Origin of the sequence: Rhizobium leguminosarum, from assembly GCF_010668065.1 — a bacterium.
Lineage (GTDB): Bacteria > Pseudomonadota > Alphaproteobacteria > Rhizobiales > Rhizobiaceae > Rhizobium > Rhizobium leguminosarum_S.
In genome coordinates, this window is the sequence record NZ_WUEN01000001.1 from 893477 (window position 1) to 915197 (window position 21721).

At 60.9% G+C, this 21721-nt stretch carries 23 protein-coding genes; 22 read left to right on the forward strand and 1 reads right to left on the reverse strand.

The window, feature by feature from the left end; all coding sequences use genetic code 11:
• The first annotated feature begins 14 nt into the window (after positions 1-14).
• The 13 genes from flgF (at position 15) to fliP (ending at position 9166) form a co-directional block, all read left to right on the forward strand.
• The gene (gene flgF, locus GR198_RS04060; protein WP_029874043.1) at positions 15-749 is read left to right on the forward strand and encodes a flagellar basal-body rod protein FlgF; all 735 of its coding nucleotides are present in this window, start codon (positions 15-17) and stop codon (positions 747-749) included.
• Between the two features lie 119 nt (positions 750-868).
• Positions 869-2269: a flagellar protein export ATPase FliI gene (gene fliI / locus GR198_RS04065; RefSeq protein ID WP_011650472.1), complete on the forward strand. Its 1401-nt coding sequence runs from the start codon at positions 869-871 to the stop codon at positions 2267-2269.
• A gap of 2 nt (positions 2270-2271) precedes the next feature.
• Positions 2272-2814 (forward strand): hypothetical protein, encoded by a 543-nt coding sequence (locus GR198_RS04070; RefSeq protein WP_020048479.1) that lies wholly within the window; start codon positions 2272-2274, stop codon positions 2812-2814.
• A 267-nt stretch (positions 2815-3081) separates the two neighbouring features.
• Positions 3082-3474 (forward strand): flagellar basal body rod protein FlgB, encoded by a 393-nt coding sequence (gene flgB / locus GR198_RS04075; protein WP_029874044.1) that lies wholly within the window; start codon positions 3082-3084, stop codon positions 3472-3474.
• A gap of 4 nt (positions 3475-3478) precedes the next feature.
• Positions 3479-3895 (forward strand): flagellar basal body rod protein FlgC, encoded by a 417-nt coding sequence (flgC, locus tag GR198_RS04080; RefSeq protein WP_164024848.1) that lies wholly within the window; start codon positions 3479-3481, stop codon positions 3893-3895.
• A gap of 2 nt (positions 3896-3897) precedes the next feature.
• On the forward strand, positions 3898-4239 hold the full coding sequence (locus GR198_RS04085; RefSeq protein ID WP_029874045.1) for a flagellar hook-basal body complex protein FliE: 342 nt from the start codon (positions 3898-3900) through the stop codon (positions 4237-4239).
• A 19-nt stretch (positions 4240-4258) separates the two neighbouring features.
• Positions 4259-5047, forward strand: coding sequence for a flagellar basal-body rod protein FlgG (gene flgG / locus GR198_RS04090; protein WP_003545534.1), 789 nt, complete (start codon positions 4259-4261; stop codon positions 5045-5047).
• Between the two features lie 16 nt (positions 5048-5063).
• Positions 5064-5543 carry a flagellar basal body P-ring formation chaperone FlgA gene (gene flgA, locus GR198_RS04095; protein ID WP_029874046.1) on the forward strand — a complete coding sequence of 160 codons (480 nt, stop codon included), beginning with the start codon at positions 5064-5066 and terminating at the stop codon, positions 5541-5543.
• Entirely contained in the window at positions 5540-6661 is a 1122-nt protein-coding gene (locus GR198_RS04100) for a flagellar basal body P-ring protein FlgI (RefSeq protein WP_029874047.1), read from the forward strand. Before flgA ends, GR198_RS04100 begins: the two co-directional genes overlap by 4 nt.
• Positions 6658-7200 (forward strand): MotE family protein, encoded by a 543-nt coding sequence (locus GR198_RS04105; RefSeq protein WP_012756064.1) that lies wholly within the window; start codon positions 6658-6660, stop codon positions 7198-7200. Before GR198_RS04100 ends, GR198_RS04105 begins: the two co-directional genes overlap by 4 nt.
• Positions 7197-7913: a flagellar basal body L-ring protein FlgH gene (gene flgH / locus GR198_RS04110; protein WP_011650477.1), complete on the forward strand. Its 717-nt coding sequence runs from the start codon at positions 7197-7199 to the stop codon at positions 7911-7913. Before GR198_RS04105 ends, flgH begins: the two co-directional genes overlap by 4 nt.
• Positions 7914-7925: 12 nt before the next feature.
• On the forward strand, positions 7926-8432 hold the full coding sequence (locus GR198_RS04115; RefSeq protein ID WP_003545539.1) for a flagellar basal body-associated FliL family protein: 507 nt from the start codon (positions 7926-7928) through the stop codon (positions 8430-8432).
• Positions 8429-9166, forward strand: coding sequence for a flagellar type III secretion system pore protein FliP (gene fliP, locus GR198_RS04120; protein WP_003556541.1), 738 nt, complete (start codon positions 8429-8431; stop codon positions 9164-9166). The genes GR198_RS04115 and fliP overlap by 4 nt, the downstream gene beginning before the upstream one ends.
• An 83-nt stretch (positions 9167-9249) precedes the next feature.
• Here the strand turns inward: fliP and GR198_RS04125 are convergent, their stop codons facing one another.
• Positions 9250-11223, reverse strand: a complete 1974-nt coding sequence (locus GR198_RS04125) for an O-linked N-acetylglucosamine transferase, SPINDLY family protein (protein WP_029874048.1) — start codon at positions 11221-11223, stop codon at positions 9250-9252.
• 431 nt (positions 11224-11654) lie between these two features.
• Here GR198_RS04125 and GR198_RS04130 point away from each other — a divergent pair, with 431 nt between their 5' ends.
• The 9 genes from GR198_RS04130 to GR198_RS04170 all read left to right on the forward strand — a co-directional run bounded on the left by GR198_RS04130 (position 11655) and on the right by GR198_RS04170 (position 21563).
• A complete protein-coding gene (locus GR198_RS04130; RefSeq protein WP_029874049.1) occupies positions 11655-12560 on the forward strand; it encodes a flagellin N-terminal helical domain-containing protein in 906 nt (301 codons plus the stop codon).
• 282 nt (positions 12561-12842) lie between these two features.
• A complete protein-coding gene (locus GR198_RS04135; protein ID WP_017958998.1) occupies positions 12843-13751 on the forward strand; it encodes a flagellin N-terminal helical domain-containing protein in 909 nt (302 codons plus the stop codon).
• 244 nt (positions 13752-13995) lie between these two features.
• Positions 13996-14907, forward strand: a complete 912-nt coding sequence (locus tag GR198_RS04140) for a flagellin N-terminal helical domain-containing protein (RefSeq protein ID WP_026158527.1) — start codon at positions 13996-13998, stop codon at positions 14905-14907.
• Between the two features lie 300 nt (positions 14908-15207).
• Positions 15208-16170, forward strand: coding sequence for a flagellin N-terminal helical domain-containing protein (locus tag GR198_RS04145; protein ID WP_029874050.1), 963 nt, complete (start codon positions 15208-15210; stop codon positions 16168-16170).
• Between the two features lie 200 nt (positions 16171-16370).
• Entirely contained in the window at positions 16371-17000 is a 630-nt protein-coding gene (locus GR198_RS04150; protein WP_029874051.1) for a hypothetical protein, read from the forward strand.
• Positions 16997-18328, forward strand: a complete 1332-nt coding sequence (locus GR198_RS04155) for a MotB family protein (protein WP_029874052.1) — start codon at positions 16997-16999, stop codon at positions 18326-18328. The genes GR198_RS04150 and GR198_RS04155 overlap by 4 nt, the downstream gene beginning before the upstream one ends.
• A 4-nt stretch (positions 18329-18332) precedes the next feature.
• Positions 18333-19628 carry a chemotaxis protein MotC gene (gene motC, locus GR198_RS04160; RefSeq protein ID WP_029874053.1) on the forward strand — a complete coding sequence of 432 codons (1296 nt, stop codon included), beginning with the start codon at positions 18333-18335 and terminating at the stop codon, positions 19626-19628.
• Positions 19625-21058 carry a flagellar hook-length control protein FliK gene (fliK, locus tag GR198_RS04165; RefSeq protein WP_164067556.1) on the forward strand — a complete coding sequence of 478 codons (1434 nt, stop codon included), beginning with the start codon at positions 19625-19627 and terminating at the stop codon, positions 21056-21058. Before motC ends, fliK begins: the two co-directional genes overlap by 4 nt.
• Positions 21006-21563 carry a transglycosylase SLT domain-containing protein gene (locus GR198_RS04170; RefSeq protein WP_003545557.1) on the forward strand — a complete coding sequence of 186 codons (558 nt, stop codon included), beginning with the start codon at positions 21006-21008 and terminating at the stop codon, positions 21561-21563. Before fliK ends, GR198_RS04170 begins: the two co-directional genes overlap by 53 nt.
• The last annotated feature ends 158 nt before the right edge of the window (positions 21564-21721 follow it).

Genomic DNA, 21721 nt, shown 5'->3' on the forward strand with positions numbered 1-21721 from the left:
TGGAGCTTACCGACATGCAATCCGGTCTTTATGTTTCTCTGTCGTCGCAGATGGCCCTCGAAAAGCGTCTGACCACCATCGCGGACAACATGGCGAACGTGAACACGACCGGTTTTCGCGCCACCGAGGTGAAGTTCGATGAGATGGTGGCAGCCACCAAGAACAAGCTGAACACCAAGGTCGCCTTCGTTTCCCAGGGCAACGACTACCTGAACGAGGGAAATGGCGAGTTGCAGCACACCGGCAACATGCTCGATTTCGCCATCAAGGGTGATGCCTGGTTTGCGCTCGACACGCCGGCCGGCCAGGTACTGACGCGGGACGGCCGCTTTACGATCAAGGATACCGGCGAACTCGTCTCGATCCGCGGATACCCGGTTCTGGACGCCGGCGGCGCACCGATCCAGCTCAACACGACAGGCGGCGAGCCGGCCGTCGGCACCGACGGCATCATCTATCAGGGCGGCCGCCAGATCGGCTCGCTCGGCCTGTTCGAGGCCGATGTCAGCAAGGGTTACCTGCGCTACGAAAACAGTGGCATCATGACCACCGACCAGCCCCGCGCCGTCGTCGACCGCTTCAATGTCGGTGTCGAGCAGGGTTATCTCGAAAACTCCAACGTCAACGCCATGCGCGAGATCACCCAGCTGATCGAAGTCAACCGCGCCTTCGAAAGCGTCTCTTCACTGATGCGCGACAGCGAGGATTCTTTCAAGGAAGCCGTTCAGACGCTTGGAGGCAGCCGCTAATGCATGTCGCCCAAAAGTGTCCGGCGGTTTTGGGGGAACGACATGCACAAGAACAAAGATCCAAAATACGTCGCATGCAGCAAGCTGCACGCGACGTATTTTAGGGCGGGATTTGAAGCATGAGCACCACGCTACTATCAGTAGACGGCCTTTCTCCGAAGCTGGCGCATCTGTCCGACCTCGTCGACCGATACGCATCGCCGGAGTTCGCGGTTGCCCATGGCGGCCGCGTGCAGACCATCGCTGCCGGCCACTACACGGTTCACGGTCTCTCCCGCCATGTTCGTCTCGGCGAGTTCGTGGCCCATAAATCGGCCACCGGCATCCATCTCGGCGAGGTCGTGCGCGTCGAGCCGGAACTGATCTATGTCTGCCCGATCGAACCCGGCGAACCGATCGGTATCCACGATACCGTCATCCGCAAGGGCGCCTTCCGCATTTCACCGACGGACAGCTGGTGCGGGCGCACCGTCAACTCGCTCTGCGAGCCGATCGACGGGCTGGGCCCGATCACCGAGGGCCTTGATCGCCGCTCGATCTCCAATACCGCGCCGCCCTCGATGACCCGCAAGCGTGTCGAGACCGGCTTCAAGACCGGCGTGCGCGCGATCGACATCTTCTCGCCGCTCTGCCTCGGCCAGCGCCTCGGCATCTTCGCCGGTTCCGGCGTCGGCAAGTCGACGCTTCTGTCCATGCTCGCCCGCGCCGATGCCTTCGACAAGGTTGTCATTGCGCTCGTCGGCGAACGTGGCCGCGAAGTGCGCGAATTCATCGAGGATACGCTCGGCAGCAATATGAAGAAGGCGATCGCCGTCGTCGCCACCAGCGACGAGAGCCCGATGCTGCGCAAAATGGCGCCGCTGACGGCGGTCACCATCGCCGAGCATTTCCGCGACAAAGGCGAGAACGTCCTCTTCATCGTCGATAGCGTCACGCGTTTCGCCCATGCGATCCGCGAGGTGGCGACCGCCTCCGGCGAGCCGCCGATCGCGCGCGGTTATCCCGCCTCCGTTTTCACCGAGCTGCCGCGCCTCCTGGAGCGCGCCGGTCCCGGTCCCGAGGGAGCCGGCACCATCACCGCGATCATCTCGATCCTCGTCGACGGCGACAATCACAATGACCCGATCGCCGATTCGACCCGCGGCATCCTCGATGGACATATCGTCCTGCAGCGCAGTCTCGCCGAAGAAGGGCGGTATCCGCCGATCGATCCGCTCGCCTCGATCTCGCGTCTTGCCCGCAAGGCCTGGACGCCGGATCAGGAAAAGCTGGTATCGCGGCTGAAGGTGCTGATCCATCGTTTCGAAGAGACGCGCGACCTGCGCATGATCGGCGGCTACCGTCAGGGTGCTGATCCCGATCTCGACATGGCGATCAAGCAGGTGCCGATTATTTACGACGTTCTGAAGCAGTCTCCGGGCGATCGCGACTCGCTCGACGCTTTTGCCGATCTCGCCGGCGCGCTCAAGGCTGCCGCCGGCATGGGCAATCAGGGCGCCCCTATTCAGAGGAGAGGCTAGACGTGGCTGATTTCGACGACGAACGTATAGCTTCCCTGAAGCAGCGCAGGAAAGCCGCCATCCTGGATCGGTTTCTGACCTTCTCCGGCCTGGCGCTTGCCGGCGCCTCCGCCTTCTTTCCCTGGTACGTCTTCTTCAACGCGGACAAATTCGGCATCAATGTCGCCGCCAGCGAGAATTCGCGTGAACTGCCGGATTGGCCGGCCCGCAACGTCTTCAGCGTCTCGCCGCTTGCCATGGTCAACAAGAACGAGGCGGACAAAAAGGCCCCGCCGATCGATCCGCTGACGACGGCGACGGTCTCCGATCTCGGCAAGGAGCGCGATGGCCGCGCCATACAGGAAGATCAGCCTTTCCCCGGCAAATCTTCCTTCCGCCTGCTGCATGTTTCCAACGGCCGGGCGCTGATCGAGGATCCCTCGGGCATGTATGTGGTGCGCATCGGCTCGATCCTGCCCGACGAAAGCCGCCTTGCGACACTCGAGCAGCGCGACGGCAAATGGGTGATCGTCACCTCCAAGGGCGAGATCTACCAGAACAATTGAACCTGTCCGCAAACGCCGAAGGCAACAGGGGCTCCGCCGTGAACCGGCCGGAGCCCCTGTTTTTTATTCCGTCATTCCTTAGATCGATTCCGATTTAGGGAATAACGCAGTAATTCAAAGAGTTACAGCATCCTTGCGCGTCCGAAAGATGCGCGGCGCTGTCATCGCGGCGGCCTTCGCCGAAAACTGCCCCGAAGCCTGAATTCCCCGTAAGTCCCACGCAAGATTACCGCACTAGGTTCGGGACAGTAAAAACGGAGAGTTCTCATGCAACCGATCCAACTTTTCGACTTGGCTTCGCGGCAGGCGGAATGGCTGACGATCCGTCAGCAGGTTGTTGCCGGCAACATCGCGAATGCCAATACCCCGAAGTTCCATGCCAAGGACGTTACGCCCTTTGATGCGGTGCTCGACAATTCCAATATCAACATGGCGCGCACCAATCCGGCGCATCTCAGCGGCAACGATTTCAGCGACAGCGGCGATATCGACGTCAAGGATGCCGCGCTCGACCAGGAAATCGGTGTCCAGGAATCCGGCAATACCGTCGGTTTGGCCGAGGAGCTCTCCAAGTCGGGCGATATCAAGCGCCAGTACGATCTGAACACCTCGCTGGTCAGTTCCTTCAACCGCATGATGTTGATGACGGTCAGGAGGTAAAGTCATGGATCCGCTTTCAGCAGCAATGAAAATCGCCGGTTCCGGGCTCGAGGCGCAATCGACGCGCCTGCGCATCGTTTCGGAAAACATCGCCAACGCCCGCTCGACCGGCGACACGCCCGGTGCCGACCCCTATCGCCGCAAGACGATTACCTTCGGCCAGCAGATGGATCGCAACAACGGCGTCGAGACTGTCGGCGTCAAGAAGGTCGGCGTCGACGAAGGCGACTTCAGCACTGAATTCGACCCCAGCAATCCGGCTGCGGACCAGAAGGGCGTCGTCAAACTGCCGAACGTCAATATCCTGGTCGAGATGGCCGACATGCGCGAAGCCAACCGCTCGTATGACGCCAATCTGCAGACCATCAAACAGACCCGCGATCTCATCTCCTCCACGATCGACCTCCTGAAGAGCCAATAATAATGATCAGCAGCGTCCAGAATGTCAGCAACCTTTCGATGACCCGTGCGCTCGGCGCCGTCGACACCGAAAATTCCGCCTCCTCGTCTGCCGCCACCATGTCGGGCGCCGCAGGTGCGGCCAATGGCATGAGCTTCGCCTCCGTCATGGGCAACATGGCGAGCGATGCGGTCAATAACCTGAAGGGTGCGGAAAGCATGTCCTTTGCCGGTATCAAGGGCACGGCGACGACGCGTGAAGTCGTCGATTCCATGCTCCAGGCCGAGCAGACGCTGCAGACCGCGATTGCCATCCGCGACAAGGTCGTCTCGGCCTTTCTCGAAGTCACCAAGATGCAGATGTAACTGATTTGAGGACGAACACATGAGAGCGCTCGCCATCGCAGCAACGGGCATGGATGCCCAGCAGACCAATCTGGAAGTCATCGCGAACAACATCGCGAACATCAATACGACCGGTTTCAAGCGCGCCCGCGCCGAATTCTCGGATCTTCTCTACCAGACCGAACGTGCCAAGGGTGTCGCCAACCGCGCCAACCAGGCCGTCGTTCCGGAAGGTGCCAATATCGGCCTCGGCGTCCAGACCTCGGCGGTCCGCAACCTGCATCTCCAGGGCGAACTGACCCAGACCGGCAACGATCTCGACGTAGCGTTGATCGGCAAGGGCTTCTTCCAGATCCAGTCGACCGACGGTACGACGCTTTACAGCCGCGCCGGCGCCTTCAACAAGAACGACCAGGGCCAGCTCGTCACCATCGACGGCTACGAGGTCCTTCCCGGCATCACCATTCCGACGGGCTCGACCGAACTGACGATCAGCCGCTCCGGCCAGGTCTCGGCCAAGCTGCCGGGAGCGACGGAGGCGACCGAGCTCGGCCAGTTGACCCTTGCCGACTTCGTCAACGAGGCGGGTCTCCAGCCGCTCGGCGACAATCTCTTCCAGGAAACGCCGGCCTCCGGCGAAGCCGTCATCGGCAATCCTGACGAGGAAGGTTTCGCCTACATGAAGCAGGGTTATCTGGAGTCCTCGAACGTCGACCCGGTGAAGGAAATCACCGAGCTGATCTCGGCCCAGCGCGCTTACGAAATGAATTCCAAGGTGATCACCACCGCTGATGAAATGGCCTCCATCGTCAGCAAGAACCTGAAGTAAAGGGAAGGGCCGAAACATGATGTTTTGCCGGGCAGGACACATCTCAGGATGGGTGGCGGCAGCCACGATCGCAGTCGCGGGCATCGCCTTGCCTGTGTCGGCGGATGCCGGGGGTTATGCCGTCGTCCCGACGACGATCATCTATCCCGGCGACACTTTGTCGTCGAGCCAGCTTCAGGAGGTTGAGGTCACCAACCCCAACCTCGCCGGCGATTACGCCAAATCCATTTCCCAGGTCGAAGGCATGGTCTCCAAGCGCACGCTGTTGCCGGGCCGCACGATTTCGGTTTCGGGTCTGCGCGAGGCCTATACGGTGACGCGCGGCTCTTCGATCCGTCTGGTCTTATCGCTCGGCGCGATGACGATCTCCGCCGCCGGCACGCCGCTCGAAGACGGCACGATCGGGCAGGTCGTCCGCGCGCGCAATATGGACTCCGGCGTCATCGTCAGCGGCACGGTGCTTGCGGACGGCACGGTCCATGTGAGGGCAAAATGAAATTGTTCTTCCGTTTCGTCACCCTTGTCGCGGTTCTCGCCATGAGTTTGGCTGATGTCGCGCCCGCCTGGGCGCTGACCTCCCGCATCAAGGACATCGCCTCCCTTCAGGCAGGTCGCGACAACCAGCTGATCGGTTATGGTCTGATCGTCGGCCTGCAGGGGACCGGCGACGGCTTCCGATCCTCGCCCTTCACCGAGCAGTCGATGCGGGCGATGCTGCAAAATCTCGGCATCTCGACGCAGGGCGGTCAGTCCAGCGCCAAGAACACCGCGGCCGTGATGGTCACCGCCAACCTGCCGCCCTTCGCAAGTCCCGGCAGTCGTATCGACGTGACGGTGAGCTCGCTCGGCGACGCGACGTCGCTGCGCGGCGGCACGCTCGTCATGACCTCGCTTTCCGGCGCCGACGGACAAATCTATGCCGTCGCGCAAGGTGCCGCCATCGTTTCCGGTTTTCAGGCGCAGGGCCAGGCGGCGACCGTGACCGAAGGCGTCACCACCGCCGGCCGCGTGCCCGGCGGCGCGATCATCGAGCGCGAACTGCCGTCCCGCTTCAAGGATTCGGTCAATCTCGTCCTGCAACTGCGCAACCCAGACTTCTCGACGGCGATCCGTATCGCCGACATCGTCAACGGTTATGCCTCGGCGCGCTTCGGCGGCCCGGTCGCCGAAGCCAAGGATTCGCAGGAAGTCGTGATCCAGAAGCCGCGCACGGCCGATCTCACCCGGCTGATGGCCGATATTGAAAATCTCATCGTCGAAACCGATACGCCGGCCAAGGTCGTCATCAACGAGCGCACCGGAACGATCGTCATCGGCTCCGACGTCCGCGTCTCGCCGGTCGCCGTCAGCTACGGCACCCTGACGGTTCAGGTCACCGAGACGCCGCAGATCATCCAGCCCGAACCCTTCTCGCGCGGCCGGACCGCCGTCCAGCCGCAGACCGATATCGCGGCCGAGCAGACCGGCGGGCGCGTCGCCATCATCGATGGTCCAGATCTCAGGACCCTTGTCGCCGGCCTCAACAATATCGGTGTGAAACCGGATGGCATCATCGCCATTCTCCAGGGCATCAAGTCGGCAGGCGCCCTGCAGGCGGAGCTTGTGCTGCAATGATTGACATCATCAACCCTGACATGACGGTTCTGCAATTGCTGCGCCGGCTGGCTCTGCCGGCCGCAGGCCTCGTCCTTCTGTCGATCCCCAGCGCCTTCGCGCAGGAACATGCGCCGGCAGGCGACATCACCTCCCAGGACGAGATCAAGCAGTTCTGCACCAACATCGCAGAGCCCGCCCGCGACCAGCGTTACCTCCTGCAGAAGCAGGAACTGGAAAAGCTTCGCGCCGACATCGACGCCCGCATGGCGGAAATGGACAAGCGCAAGGCCGAATACCAGGACTGGCTGAAGCGGCGTGACGATTTCCTGAAGCAGGCGGAAGCCGGCCTTACCGAAATCTACAGGAAGATGAAGCCGGATGCGGCCGCACTTCAGTTGCAGGACATGAAGATCGAGGTGGCCTCCGCCGTGATCATGCGGCTCGGCCCGCGTCAGTCGAGCCTCATCCTCAACGAGATGGACCCTGAGAAGGCCGCGGTCATCGCCAGCGTCATCGCCAGTGCGTCCGATCCCAATACGTCGAAGGATCCTTCATGAATATGCGTTTCCCGGCCGCGATCGCCGCCCTCGCACTCCTTGCAGGTTGCCAGTCTCCGACGGCGGTCAGCGAGATCGGCCGTGCGCCTGCCATGAGCCCGATCGGCAGCGGCCTCGCCTACGGTCAGACGCCGCAGATGGCGCTTTATCCGAAACAGCCGCGCGCCGTGGCGCAGGGCTATTCGCTGTGGAGCGATTCGCAGGCCGCCCTCTTCAAGGATGCGCGCGCGCTCAACGTCGGCGACATCCTGACCGTCGACATCCAGATCAACGACAAGGCCTCCTTCGACAACGAGACCAACCGCAGCCGCACGAATTCGAGCGGCATGAACTGGGACGTCAACGCCCAGATCTTCGGCTGGACGCCCGAGTCGAAGACCGACCTGACTTATGGCTCCGACACCAGCACCGACGGCAAGGGCAAGATCGAGCGCACCGACAAGCTCACCCTTCTGGTCGCCGCCGTCGTCACCGGCATTCTCGAAAACGGCAACCTCGTCATATCAGGCTCGCAGGAAGTTCGCCTGAACCAGGAGCTGCGCATCCTGAATGTCGCCGGTATCGTTCGTCCGCAGGACGTCAATGCCGACAACCAGATCTCCTATGACAAGATCGCCGAAGCCCGCATCTCCTACGGCGGCCGCGGCCGCCTGATGGAAGTGCAGCAGCCTCCGCGCGGCCAGCAGGCCGTCGATCTTTTCTCGCCGCTTTGAGGCTGAACGACGATGGCAGAGCCAGACGCAAGCGCAGGTCAATCGCAGAAGAAATCCGGCTCGCTGATGACGATCATCGGCATCGCCGTTCTGACCCTGCTCGGCGCCGGCGGCGGCTGGGCGGTCGGTACGATCGTCGCACCCAACATCAAGGGTGCCAAGGAGGTCGAGCAGGCCAAGGATGCGGAGGCCAAGAAGAAGGCCGAGGAAGGCCTGGCGCGCATCTCGACCGAGGCCAATAACGTCGTCCAGCTCGAGCCGATCACCTCGAACCTCGCCTACCCCTCCGAAAACTGGGTGCGACTCGAGGTCGCGCTGCTGTTCAACGGGCCGCCGGATGTCAAGGTTTCCGAGGATATTCACCAGGATATCCTCGCTTATATCAGGACCGTTTCCCTCCAGCAGATCGAGGGACCGCGGGGCTTTCAATATCTCAAGGATGACATACAGGAACGTGTTGACCTTCGCTCGCAAGGGCGGGTATCGAAGGTCATGTTCAGGACATTTGTCATCGAATGATTCGTCTCATAGTTTTCCTTGCCGCCATGATGGCGGTACCGGAACTGGCGGTGGCACAGCAGCTGCCGACTGACTTGTTGAACGTGCCGGTCGATGGCTCCGTCGCCGCCTGGATCATCCGCACCTTCGGCCTGCTGACCATTCTTTCGGTCGCGCCGGGCATCCTGATCATGGTGACGAGCTTTCCGCGCTTCATCATCGCTTTCTCGATCCTGCGTTCAGGCATGGGCCTCTCCTCGACGCCCTCCAACATGATCCTCCTGTCGCTGTCGCTGTTCATGACCTTCTACGTCATGTCGCCGACCTTCGATCAGGCCTGGCAGAACGGTGTGCAGCCGCTGCTTGCCAATCAGATCAACGAGACCGAGGCGGTCCAGCGTATCGCCGAACCCTTCCGTACCTTCATGGCGGCCAATACCCGCGACAAGGATCTGGCGCTCTTCGTCGATCTGGCGCGCGAACGCGGACAGAATATCCAGACGACCGATCCGATCGACTACCGCGTGCTGATCCCGGCCTTCATGATTTCCGAGATTCGCCGCGGCTTCGAGATCGGCTTCCTCGTCGTGCTGCCGTTCCTCGTCATCGACCTCATCGTCGCGACCATCACCATGGCGATGGGCATGATGATGCTGCCGCCGACCTCGATCTCGCTACCTTTCAAGATTCTCTTCTTCGTGCTGATCGACGGCTGGAACCTGCTCGTCGGCAGCCTGGTGCGCTCGTTCAGCTGACCGGCTGCCGCTTTTAATATTTCACCAATGAAAAACACCCGCCGGATCGCTCCAGCGGGTGTTTTTGTGCGGATCGAAAAGCCTCACTCGGCTGCGAACGGCGCCGTGCGCGGCGGCAGCGCCGGAATGTCCATGTGATCGGGTGCAAGACCCTGCTTGGCGCGCTCGGCCATGACTTCATAGGCCTTCTCCAGATGGTCGCAGAACCGTTCGGCATCGAAGAGCGGCGCGATATAACGCTTCTCCTTGAGATGCGCCTTGTATTCGGCGATCCGCCCGGGATTTTGCGCCAGTTCGACGGCCATATCCTCATAGGCCTGCAGGTCGGGCGCGACGAGATCGGGCAGGTCGATGGCCCTGAGCAGGCTCTCGCTGACGCGTGAGGCGAAGTTCGTGCCCTTGACGGTCAGGACCGGCAGGCCGCCCCAGAGCTGCTCCGAGGTGGTCGTGTGGCCGTTGACGGGGAAGGTGTCGATGCCGAGGTCGGCTGCCTGCTGGCGGTCGATATGTTCTTCGTAAGGGGCGCGCGGGCAGAAGATGATCCGCTTGGGCGAAATGCCCGCCGCCTGGAATTGCTTCAAGAGGTTCGCCTGGTTGCGCGGCGTATTTGCCATCAGCCAGAGCACGCTGTTCGGCGCACGCTTGAGAATGCGGCACCAGCTGTCGATCGTCTCCGGCGTGATTTTACGATTGCCGTTGAAGGACGCAAAGATGAAGGCCTCTTCCGGCAAGCCGAGCTTTTCGCGAGTGACGGGGCGGGGCTTCGGGCGATGCATCGGGTCGTTCGGCTGGTAGCTCTCCGGCAGCCGGCAGAACTTCTCGTGATAGAAGGGCTTGGCCACCTCGGGCAATACCGAATGGTCGCCGATGACGTAGTCGAGGTCGATATTGACCGTGCTGCCGGGAAAACCGAGCCAGCCGACATGCACCGGTGCCAGCGGCAAGTTGAAGGCCGTGGCGCGGCTGCCTGATGTATGGCCCTTCAGGTCGACCATGATGTCGATATTATGCTCGCGCACCGCTTCCAGCATCGCCTGGTCGGAGAAGCCGTGAATTGTGACGATCCTGCCCCAGCGGTTGCGGTCGGTGTCGTTGTGCTTCAGGAACTCCGGGTCCGTATGGCAAAAGAGCGTCACCTCGAACCGGTCCTTGTCGTGCAGTTCCAGGATGCGCTGCAAGAGCTTCATCGTCGCGTGGCGATCCCAGAAGTCCGATGACATGTAGCCGATCCGGATCTTGTCCGACCATGTGTGCGGCTGGCTGCGGCGGAAGGACACCCGTTCCGGGTTGAGGGGGGCGAAGCCGATCGTCGCATACCGGTTGAAGTCCTCGTTGCCGCACCAGTGCAGGTGATAGAACGGATTGTCCTTGCGCAGGATCTCGATATCGCCCTTTGCGAGAGCAGCGTCGATCACCGCCTGATGTTTGCTGGCCTCTTCGAACTCATTGAATTCGCGGGCGAAAACCAGATGCAGGAAGCGGAATGCGAGATTGCCGGGAAAACGCTTGAAGAGGTTGCGCGAGAGGCTCTGGTTGGTTGGGTCGTTCAGATCGTCGCTGAGAAGCAGGGCTGCAAGGCGCATATGATCGGGGTTCATGCTCTCCGACAGCACCGTCTTGAACGGGCGGATGATATCCCGCTGCTGGCGCTTCAGATAGATCGCGGTGATGATGAAGGCGAGCTCCGGGTCTTCCTGCGCTTTGGCGAGGTTTCGCATGGCGATCAGCAGAGCATCGTCCTCGTTGCCGGTCTCGTAATGCAGTTTGGCAGCCTGTTTCTGGTATTCGTAGGAATTCGGTCCTTCACAGTTGCCGGCCAGGCCATAGGCTTTCGCGGCATCGGCCTTGAAGCCTAGCTGCACGAGGTTCTTGGCCAGCAGCGCATAGGTCTTGGCGTCCTGCTGGATATCCATGAGCTGGTTGAGCGTCGCCAAGGACTGTGTGTAGCGGCCCATCTGGTAATCCTTGGATGCCGCAGAGAACGAAACTTTGCTGTTCAAAACCCAACTCCGTGAAGGAAATGTTCTGGCATGACTGTCGATCGCCGAAGCGCGCACGGACCGTCCTCCCAAAAACGGGGTCAGTCCGATGATGCTATCCCGGCATCTGCCATACTGGCATTCGAAGCTTGCTTGAAACCGGTGGCGCGATGAGCGCCTGCTTTGTTCGGAAAGCCTCGACTGTCCCAGGAAAGCGCCCCTTTCGCCGGTAAAGTTCGCTTTTGCCGCTCGAATTCGGATGCCAAAAATTATCTTCAGCAGGCATTAACTAAGCCTTGTGAGAAGGCATTAACTATGCCCTGCAAGGAGCCGGCCCAGGGTCTGTATTTTTAAGAAGTTGGCAAGCATTGGCTGCGAAATTGCCCTGGACATGACGGGTTTGGGCCAAACAAAAAAGGCGCCGAGTAGCATGAAGCTGGTCCGTCATCGCCGGTACTATAGTCCGGTATGTCCTCCTTTTTGTATCTAGTTTTCCAGGGGACAGACTTATGACAAGCATTAACACCAATTCTTCCGCACAGGCCGCTCTCCAGACGCTGCGTAGCGTCAACCAGGGCCTCAACCAGACGCAGAACCACGTTTCGTCGGGCTATCGCGTCGAAAAGGCGTCCGACAACGCTGCCTACTGGTCGATCGCAACGACCATGCGTTCGGACAACAAGGCTCTCTCGGCCGTCTCCGACGCTCTCGGCGTAGGCGCCGCCAAGGTCGACACCGCTTACACCGCCATGGACAGCGCCATCGACGTCGTCACCGACATCAAGGCTAAGCTGGTTGCCGCAACCGAAAGCGGCGTCGACAAGGCCAAGGTCCAGGAAGAAATCGGTCAGCTGCAGCAGCAGCTCCTGAGCATCGCTCAATCGGCTTCCTTCAACGGCGAAAACTGGGTGGCTGGTGCAGCCGGCACCAAGAGCGTCGTTTCCTCCTTCGTCCGCGACGGTTCCAACGCCGTTTCGATCAAGACGACCGATTACGTTCTCTCGAACACCTCCACCGGCAACGTCCTGTTCGGCATGAGCGGCGGCTCGGTCGAAACCTCCACCGGTATCCTTGGCACCTCGTCGGGCGCGACCGGCTCGATCTACGCGATGAGCATCACCACCTTCACCGCCGGCCAGATCCAGACGGCTTTGACCAACGTTGAAGCGGCTCTGAAGGCCATGACCAGCGCCGGCGCTGCTCTCGGCTCGCTCTCCAGCCGCATCGACAGCCAGGACGACTTCGTCAACGCCCTCAGCGACTCGATCGACTCCGGTGTCGGCCGCCTCGTCGACGCCAACATGGAAGAAGAATCCTCCAAGCTCAGCGCCCTGCAGACCCAGCAGCAGCTGGCGATCCAGTCGCTGTCGATTGCGAACTCCTCTTCGCAGAACATCCTGTCGCTCTTCCGCTAAGACCGGTCGGCACAAGGCTTCCAAGTTTCGCGGCCGGGTCATCCCCGGCCGCGAAATGTTTTAACATAAGGTTAATGAAAATCCTTCTAAGTATCAGATATTTTTACGCTATTTCCAATTCGAATTTAGCTTTCCTTAACCATCTTGCTGTCATCTAGGCCCATCGAAACGGCGAGTTAACCCTAACAGGAATGGTTAACAGGCATGATGCTGATCGCTGTGGGCCGGCCGAAAATCCGGAATGTCCCTTCTTAAAATCTGCCAACAAGGGGCAAGCAAACTATGACGAGCATCAACACCAATAACGCTGCAATGGCAGCCCTCCAGACTCTCCGTGGCATCAACCAGGGCCTCCAGGAAACCCAGGCTCACGTTTCGTCCGGCTATCGCGTCGGCAAGGCTTCCGACAACGCTGCCTACTGGTCGATCGCAACGACCATGCGTTCGGACAACAAGGCTCTCTCGGCCGTCTCCGACGCTCTCGGACTCGGCGCTGCCAAGGTCGACACCGCTTACTCCGCCATGGACAGCGCCATCGACGTTGTCGGCAACATCAAGGCTAAGCTCGTTGCCGCCACTGAAAACGGCGTCGACAAGGCCAAGGTCCAGGAAGAAATCACCCAGCTGCAGCAGCAGCTCCTGAGCATTGCTCAGTCAGCCTCCTTCTCGGGCGAAAACTGGGTTGCCGGCGCAAACGGCACCAAGAGCGTCGTTTCCACCTTCGTCCGCGACGCCTCCAACGCCGTTTCGGTCAAGACGACCGACTACGTTCTCTCGAACACCTCCACCGGCAACGTTCTGTTCGGCATGAGCGGCGGCTCGGTCGAAACCTCCACCGGTATCCTCGGCACCTCGTCGGGCGCGACCGGCTCGGTCTACTCGATGAGCATCACCACCTTCACGCTCGGCCAGATCCAGACGGCTCTGACCAACGTTGAATCGGCTCTGAAGGCCATGACCAGCGCAGGCGCTGCTCTCGGCTCGATCTCCACCCGCATCGGCCTGCAGGAAGACTTCGTCAACGCGCTCAGCGACTCGATCGACTCCGGTGTCGGCCGCCTCGTCGACGCCAACATGGAAGAAGAATCCTCCAAGCTCAGCGCCCTGCAGACCCAGCAGCAGCTGGCGATCCAGTCGCTGTCGATCGCGAATTCCTCTTCGCAGAACATCCTCACGCTGTTCCGCGGCTAATAGCCCGCAGAAACATCGGCCCGCCGGTCTCCGGCGGGCATCTCGGAATCGAGCCGCGCTTCAATGGAGCGCGGCTTTTTTAATTTCCGTTAACTGTTGATTAACCATAATGCTGTCTTCTGCGGTCAACGAGACGGAGAGTTAACCAAATTTAAGAACCGGTTAACAGGCATGAGGCTGCTTCCCGTTCCCGGTAGCTTTCCGGAATGTCCCTTTTTTCCACACGCCAAGGGGCAATCATTTCATGACCAGCATTTTGACGAACGTCGCGGCGATGGCCGCTCTTCAGACACTCCGTGGTATCAACGACAGCCTGGAGACTACGCAGAACCACGTATCGTCGGGTTACCGCGTCGAAAAGGCAGCCGATAACGCCGCCTACTGGTCGATCGCAACGACCATGCGTTCGGACAACAAGGCTCTCGGAGCTGTTTCCGACGCTCTCGGCCTCGGCGCCGCCAAAGTCGACACCGCTTACTCTGCCATGGACAGCGCCATCGACGTCATCAGCGAAATCAAGGCGAAAATCGTCGCCGCGACCGAAAAGGGCGTCGACAAGACTAAGGTCCAGGAAGAAATCAGCCAGCTGCAGCAGCAGCTCCTGAGCATCGCGCAATCGGCTTCCTTCTCCGGTGAAAACTGGGTTGCCGGCGCCGACGGCACCAAGAGCGTCGTTTCCACCTTCGTGCGTGATGGCAATGGCAATGTCTCCGTCAAGACGACGGACTACATCCTGAACTCGAGCTCCACAGGCAACGTCCTCTTCGGCATGACCTCGGCCGGCGTGATCGACACGAGTTCCGGCATCATCGGCACATCATATGGTACGATCGGCTCGATCTACTCGATGGACATCAGCACTTTCGGCTCGGCTGAGATCTCCATGGCTCTGACGTCGATCGAGGCCGGCCTGGAGGCGATGACCAAGGCTGCATCGCAGCTCGGCTCGATTTCCACGCGCATCGATCTGCAGGAAAACTTCGTCGGCGCGCTCAGCGACTCGATCGAATCGGGTGTCGGCCGCCTCGTCGATGCCGACATGGAAGAGGAATCGAGCAAGCTGACGGCGCTGCAAACGCAGCAGCAGCTGGCCATCCAGTCGCTGTCGATTGCCAACTCCAGCGCTCAGAACATCCTCACGCTGTTCCGCAGCTAAATCAGGCGCTGAAGCTGGACCCAATCTTGCGCCGTCGTCTGGCAAGAAGTGCAAAGCATCCCGGACCGCGCCCGAAATGGCGCGGTTCTTTCTTTTATATCAATGCTTTGGTCGGAATTGCGATCGCTGCATCGGGCTCAGTGCTGCGCACTTGCCCAACAGGTTGGTATCGAGTTAACTTCGCCTCGAGTTGATTTGCTTTTGCGACACGCCGGTAGAAACTCTGCCGGAGGCATGACGCCACTTCAGTCGCCGCCGGCAATCCGGCCTGCCCTTTCACCCCGATTCCGAGACCTGTCGATGACCGTTAAGATTACCAACGCGGCCGCGGTGAATGCGCTTGCGGTGCTGCGCAGCATCAACAAAGAAGCCAACCAGACCCAGCAGCAAGTGTCCTCGGGATATCGTATCGAGACGGCCGCCGACGATGCGTCCTATTGGTCGGTCGCGACCGTCATGCGCTCGGACAGCACCAATCTCGGAACGATCGGAGATGCGCTCGGTCTCGGCGCTGCCAAGGTGGATGCGACCTACACGGCGATGAACTCGGCGATCGATCTCATAGGCGATATTCGCGCCAAACTGGTTTCGGCAAGAGAGCCCGGCGCCGACAAGGACAAGATCAACGCCGAGATCAGCGAATACAAAGAGCAGCTGCAGACGATCGTTGAATCGACGTCGTTTGCGGGTGAAAACTGGCTGTTGAACGGCGACACCGCTGCGCCGCCGACATGGCAGGTCATCTCTGGTTTCGTGCGCGCTCCGACCGGCGAATATCAGGCCCAGACCATCGATTTCCCATCGTCGCAGACCATCCTCATCGACAAGAACAATGCGGGCGGCGGCCTGCTGACCAAGTCGGTCGATGCCAATGCGATCAACAACAGCGGTGCGACGTCGCGCAACTACTACCTTTTGAACGCCAACTCGACCACGCCGGCGACGGGTACGGAAATTGCGATCGACAACAACACGACCGGTGAGCAACTCACCGACATGCTTGACGTCACCGACGCGCTTCTCTCCTCGCTGACGACGACGGCCGCGTCCATCGGTGTGATGAAGACGCGCATCGACGATCAGATCGACTATACCGCCGATCTGGCCGATTCGATCGACAAGAGCGTCGGCGCGCTCGTCGATACCGACATGGACGAGGCTTCGATCCGGCAGAAGGCGATCGAGACCCAGAAGCAGATGGCGGTCGAAGCGATCTCGATCCTCAACACGGCCGCAAGCAAGATCCTGATCCTGCTGGAATAGGGGCGGGCGCGATCACGGGTGGCGGCGCCATTCATCCTCGCGCAAGTTTGACTGCCTAGTTTCCGGCATGAAGGCATCGTCCGAATCCGTGCCGGTGCAAGGTCAGGCCCTTGCCCGTTTCGAAGGGGATGCCGGCGCGCAAGGTCACTTTGAGCGGGGGCGGGCATGCTGCATGCCTCCCGAATGCTGGATGGTTTTTTATGAGCATTACGCTTTCCCGGTATTTGAAGGATTTCGGTGAACCGGAATCGTCAGCGCCGATCCTCGACATGAACGATTTCGGCGGCGACGATTTCCCCGAAATGCCGAGCGAACCGGCGATCGACGTCGAGGCGGAGCGCCGCGAAGCCTATGCGGACGGTCATGCCGCAGCGACCGTGGAATTGACCGAGAAATACGAACGCGAGGTGCAGACGCTGGCGGAGGTCCATGCGCGTGAACTCGAGGAACTGAAGCTTCGCTACGAAGTCGAGGCGGCGGCGGTCATTGCGTCCCGCATCCGCGATATAGCCGAAGAAGTCGCTCAGCTGGTCAGCGCCGGCGCCGCCCAGGCCATCGCGCCTGTGATGACGGAAGCGCTTGCGGCCAAGGCTGCCGAAAGCCTCGCCGCCCTGCTGCGTGATGCGATCCTCGAAGGCGCGGCCGGAGCGATCGTCGTCAGGGGCCCGACCCGGCTTTTCGATATATTGAAGGCCGAGCTCGGCGAACATGCCGGCGCGGTTCGCCACTTTGAGACCGACGATATCGATCTTGCCGTTGAAATCGGTGATTCCGTCATCGTCACCCGTATGTCCGCCTGGGCGGCCAGCTTGAAGAAAGTTCTGGAATGAGCGAAGGCGAAAACCACCACCACGGCAAGAACGAGATCATCATCGTCAAGAGACATGGCGGCGGTGATCACGATGGCGCCCATGGCGGTGCGTGGAAAATTGCCTATGCCGACTTCATGACGGCGATGATGGCGTTCTTCCTGGTCATGTGGCTGGTCAATGCCGCCAACGAGGAGACCAAGGCTTCGGTCGCGACCTATTTCAATCCGATCAAACTCTCCGACGAAAAGCCGACCGAGAAGGGCCTGAAGAAGCCGGTCGACAACGCCGAGGGCGAGGAGAAGCAGGAGAAGTCGAAACAGAAGGAAGAAGATCCGAACGACGGCAAGGCCGCGGCGGATGGTGACGACCAGACATCGACCTCCGGCGACCAAACCAATTATTCCGAGGCCGATTTCTTCGAAAACCCTTATTCGGTTCTTGCCGAGATCGCGCAGGAAGTCGGCCAGCAGGCCAATGTCAGCGCCAAGGGCGATGGCGGTGCCGCCGATTCCGGCCCGGCCACCGGCGCCGATGGCGGCGAGGCCTATCGTGATCCCTTCGATCCGGATTTCTGGACGAAGCAGGTCGAGGTCACGACGGCCGGCAAGCCGTTGCCGCCCGGCAAGAGCGACGACCAGGCGGTCGAGAGCGAGACGACCGAGATCGCCAAGCTTGAGGACGCCAAGCCGATACCGCTGACTACCGATCAGAAGGCCGCCCAGGAAACCAAAGAAACGAAGGAAACCAAGGGCGCGGTCGAGGCCAAGGACGGCAAGACGCCGGGTGGCAAGTCGCCCGAAGACAAGAAGGCCGAAGCTCAGAAGGACGCCGATCATCAGAAGGATGCGGACAAGAGTGCCGCCGAGACCGAGCAGCAGCAGAAGAAGGAAGCCGAGCAGCTGCAGGCGCAGATCGCCCAGCAGATCGGCGGCGTTGCCGGCAAACTCGCCGAAGGCCTGACAGTGACGGCGTCCGAAGGCGGATTGCTGGTCAGCATCTCCGACCAGGCCGACGATTCGATGTTCAATATCGGTTCCGCGGTTCCGCGCCAGGAAATGGTACTCGCCATGGAAAAGATCGGCGCGATCCTGAAGGAGAGGGGTGGTGCGGTTGCCATCCGCGGCCACACGGACGGTCGCCAGTATAAGGGCGCGCAGAACGAGAATTGGCGGCTTTCGATGGACCGCGCTCAGAGCGCCTACTACATGCTTGTGCGCGGCGGGCTCGACGAGAAACGCATCTCCCAGGTCTCCGGCTTTGCCGACCGTCGGCTGAAGCTGCCGTCTGACCCGTTCAACGCCACCAACCGCCGGATCGAGATTCTGGTGCAGGCGGATCAAGGATAGTCGAATGGCGCGTCGGCAGCATCGCTACGTCGGATTTGTGGCTCTCAGCCTGGCGATGCTTTCGCCGGCCGCAGCCAATGCGCAGGATCCGGACGATCTCGCGCCCTACAAAATGCTGCGGTCGCTGCAATTCGTGCAGGATTCCGTCGTTACCGGCGATCATTCGGCCGGTGAGATGCAGCGCTTCATGCTGGGTACGATCGACACGCGGCTGCGCACCGTCGAACCGTCGATCTTTGACGACGATCGCAACGTCGACGCAGCGCTGATCTATACGATGAGCGGCGGCAATCCCCAGACGCTCGAATATCTGATCGCCCACGACGTCAACGGCTATTTCGACAACCGTGTCACCGATGTGCTGCGCAAATATTTGAGCGGCAAGGGCCTCCTCGTCGCCAAGACGCTGCAGGAGACGGCCAGGGAATATCGCGACAAGAAGATCGGCCCCTATCTTGCTCTGATCGGCGGCAACGTGCTGATCGCGACGAAACCGACAGACGCGCTGGATCTCTACGACCAGGCGCGCCTTGCCGCCCCGGGCACGATCGTCGAGGAGGCGGCGTTGCGCCGCTCAGTCGCCATTTGCGTCGACAAGGGGATGCTCGACAGGGGAATGGCCTATTCGCAGCGCTATGTCAGACGATTCCTGCATTCGCCCTATGCCAGCCAGTTCGCCGATCTTTTCGTCACCCTCGTCGTCGGCCACGATCACGACGTGAAGCCGCAGGATGTCATCGACATCCTGTCCTTCATGGACGCACCGCGCCAACGCGAGGTTTATCTGCGCATCGCCCGCGCCGCCGCTATATCAGGCAAGCCGGAGCTGGCGCGTATGGCGGTCGGACGTGTGCAGTCGCTTGGCGGCGGCACCGACAATGCCTTCGGTCCGCTCGCCGACTTCTATGGCGGCATGGCCGGCCTTCCCACCGAGGATATCGATCAGGCAGCAAAGAATGTCAGCGGCATCGACGGCAACGCGCTGTCGCGGCGGGATCAGGCGCTGCAGGAGGCGGCGCGATCCGTTGCCGAGCAGATTCTGCGCGCTCCCGACCCGGCAAGCTTGACGCAAGCCTCCAATCCTAACACTGATCATCAAGAAATCACTTCTGAAAAGGCTGCGGCGATAGCCATGCAACCGGGAGCGCCAGGCGCGCTTCCCGAGCCTGTTCCGGGAGGTGTGGCATCGACTGGCCAAAGCCAGGATACCGACCCCTCATTCAACGCATTTGTGACGACCAGTCGATCCAAGCTCGACGAGATCGACGGTCTTCTGGCGCAAGAAGGCAACGAACAATGATGGATATAAGCGTCTCGGGCGGAGCCTCCGGTACGGAGACGGCCGCGGTTGCGAAATCCGCGCGACTGGCCGGAAAAGGTGATGCTGACGGCCAAAAGAGCGGCTTCTTCGACGCGCTTGCCAAGGCAGGCAGCGATGCCGTCAATGACGAGCCCGACGATGCGCAGCCGGATCAGGGCGTGGCTGCCGATGGCGGCGCCGAGAAAGTGGCGCGGACGACCCGCGGCCGCAGCAGCGCAAAGCCGTTGATCGACCTCGGCGACGCCGCGCTGAAGGCACAGGCGGAGGTACAGCCGGAAACGATTGCCAGTATTGAAAAGGCCACGGCAAAGCCCGTAAAGGCTGAGGTCAAAATGCCGGCCGATCTCGCCTTCGGCAAGCTCGATCCGAAGGACAGTCCCGCAGACGAGGTCGCTCCGGCAGCCAAGGGCGGCAAACACGCCAAGGCCGACGCGCTGGAAACCGATACGGACAAGGTCAGCGACGATGATGACGGCGGCATTTCCGATGTTCTGGGTCTGCTGAAGCAGGAGCCTGCCGACGGGACCGTGACTTTGCCGGCGACCACCGCGCATCACGTCTCCGCCAAGGTCGACGAGGCTGGAGCGGGCGACAAGAAACTCGATGGTATCGAAGCCAAGGCGGGCGGCCATGCGTCCGACGCTCTTGCCGCGGTCAGCGGCAATAACGAGAGCGGCAAGGCGAATGACATCAAGGTTCCCGGATCGGAGACTGCCGAAGCCGCCGATGGCAAGACATTCAGGTTGAGCCGCGCCGATGGCCGCGGCGTGTCGATGGACGTCCACATCGGCACGGATCAGGCCGGGCCGAAAGATGGCTCGAAGAAGGCCGATGTCGAAAACGTTTCGGTGCTCGAATCGCGCCGCTATATCGGCCTGATGCAGAATACGAATTCCGCCGCCGTCACCGCCGCTCTCTCCGGCGATTCCGAATGGGCGCGCGCCATGGAGCCGAGCTCGGCGCTCTCCAACGCGGCGGAATGGACGAGCACCGGCAAGGTGGTCAATACGTTGAAGATCCAGATGAACCCGCTCGATCTCGGCCTGGTGACGGCGACCATGCGCCTGTCCGGCGACGCTCTGAACATCGACCTCAAGGTCGATACCGGAGCGGCCTATCGTCAAATGAAGGAAGATCACGGCAAGATTCTCGAAGCTCTGCGCAGCCAGGGTTACGCGGTCGAAAACGTCACCATCAGCATGGCGCCGGTCGAGCGCCCCGACGCGGGCAACCAGAGCCAGGCTTCCCAGCAGCAGTCGCTCCCTCAGCAGGGGCAGGGCGGCGAGGCGCGCGAGCGCCAAAATCAGACGGCACAGCGGACGGGCGGAGGCTTCAATGGCGCAGGCGATACCAGTGTTGAAGACGCTCGTTCTGGCGGCAGCAGCGGCACTGGCGGCGTTTACCTCTGAGGCGATCGCCTCCACCGGCGCCTGCGAACGCGAGATCCAGTCGGCAGCGGCCAAATACGGCATCCCGGAAGGCATCCTCTATTCGGTCGGTCTGACGGAGACCGGCCGCAAGGGCTCGCTCTATCCCTACGCCATGAACGTCGAAGGCAAGGCGATCTTTCCGCCCTCGGAGCAGGACGCGATGCGGCAGTTCGATGTCGCCCGCAACAGCGGCGCCAAGCTCATCGACATCGGCTGCATGCAGATCAACCACTACTTTCACGGCGAGAATTTCCGCTCCGCCGAGGAGATGTTCGATCCGCATCGCAACGTCGAGTATGCGGCAAAATTCCTCCGCAATCTGCATGACCGTCACGAGACATGGACGATGGCGGTAGCCAGATACCATGCCGGACCCAACAACAATCCGGCGCAGAAGCAATATGTCTGCCGCGTCATCTCCAATCTCGTCGCCACGGGCTATGGCAAGTGGACTCTCAATGCGAGTAACTTTTGTCGAAATTGATTCAACCAAAGATGGAAGAGGCGTATTGTGACGAAACTGTGTCACAATGTGGCAGGAATCCGGCGTGAATCCCCCGCGCAAGTCATATTTAACCGACCGTTAACTTTTCCACGAAATTTTGGTGTGCATAATCAGGCGTACCCACTAGATATAGATCA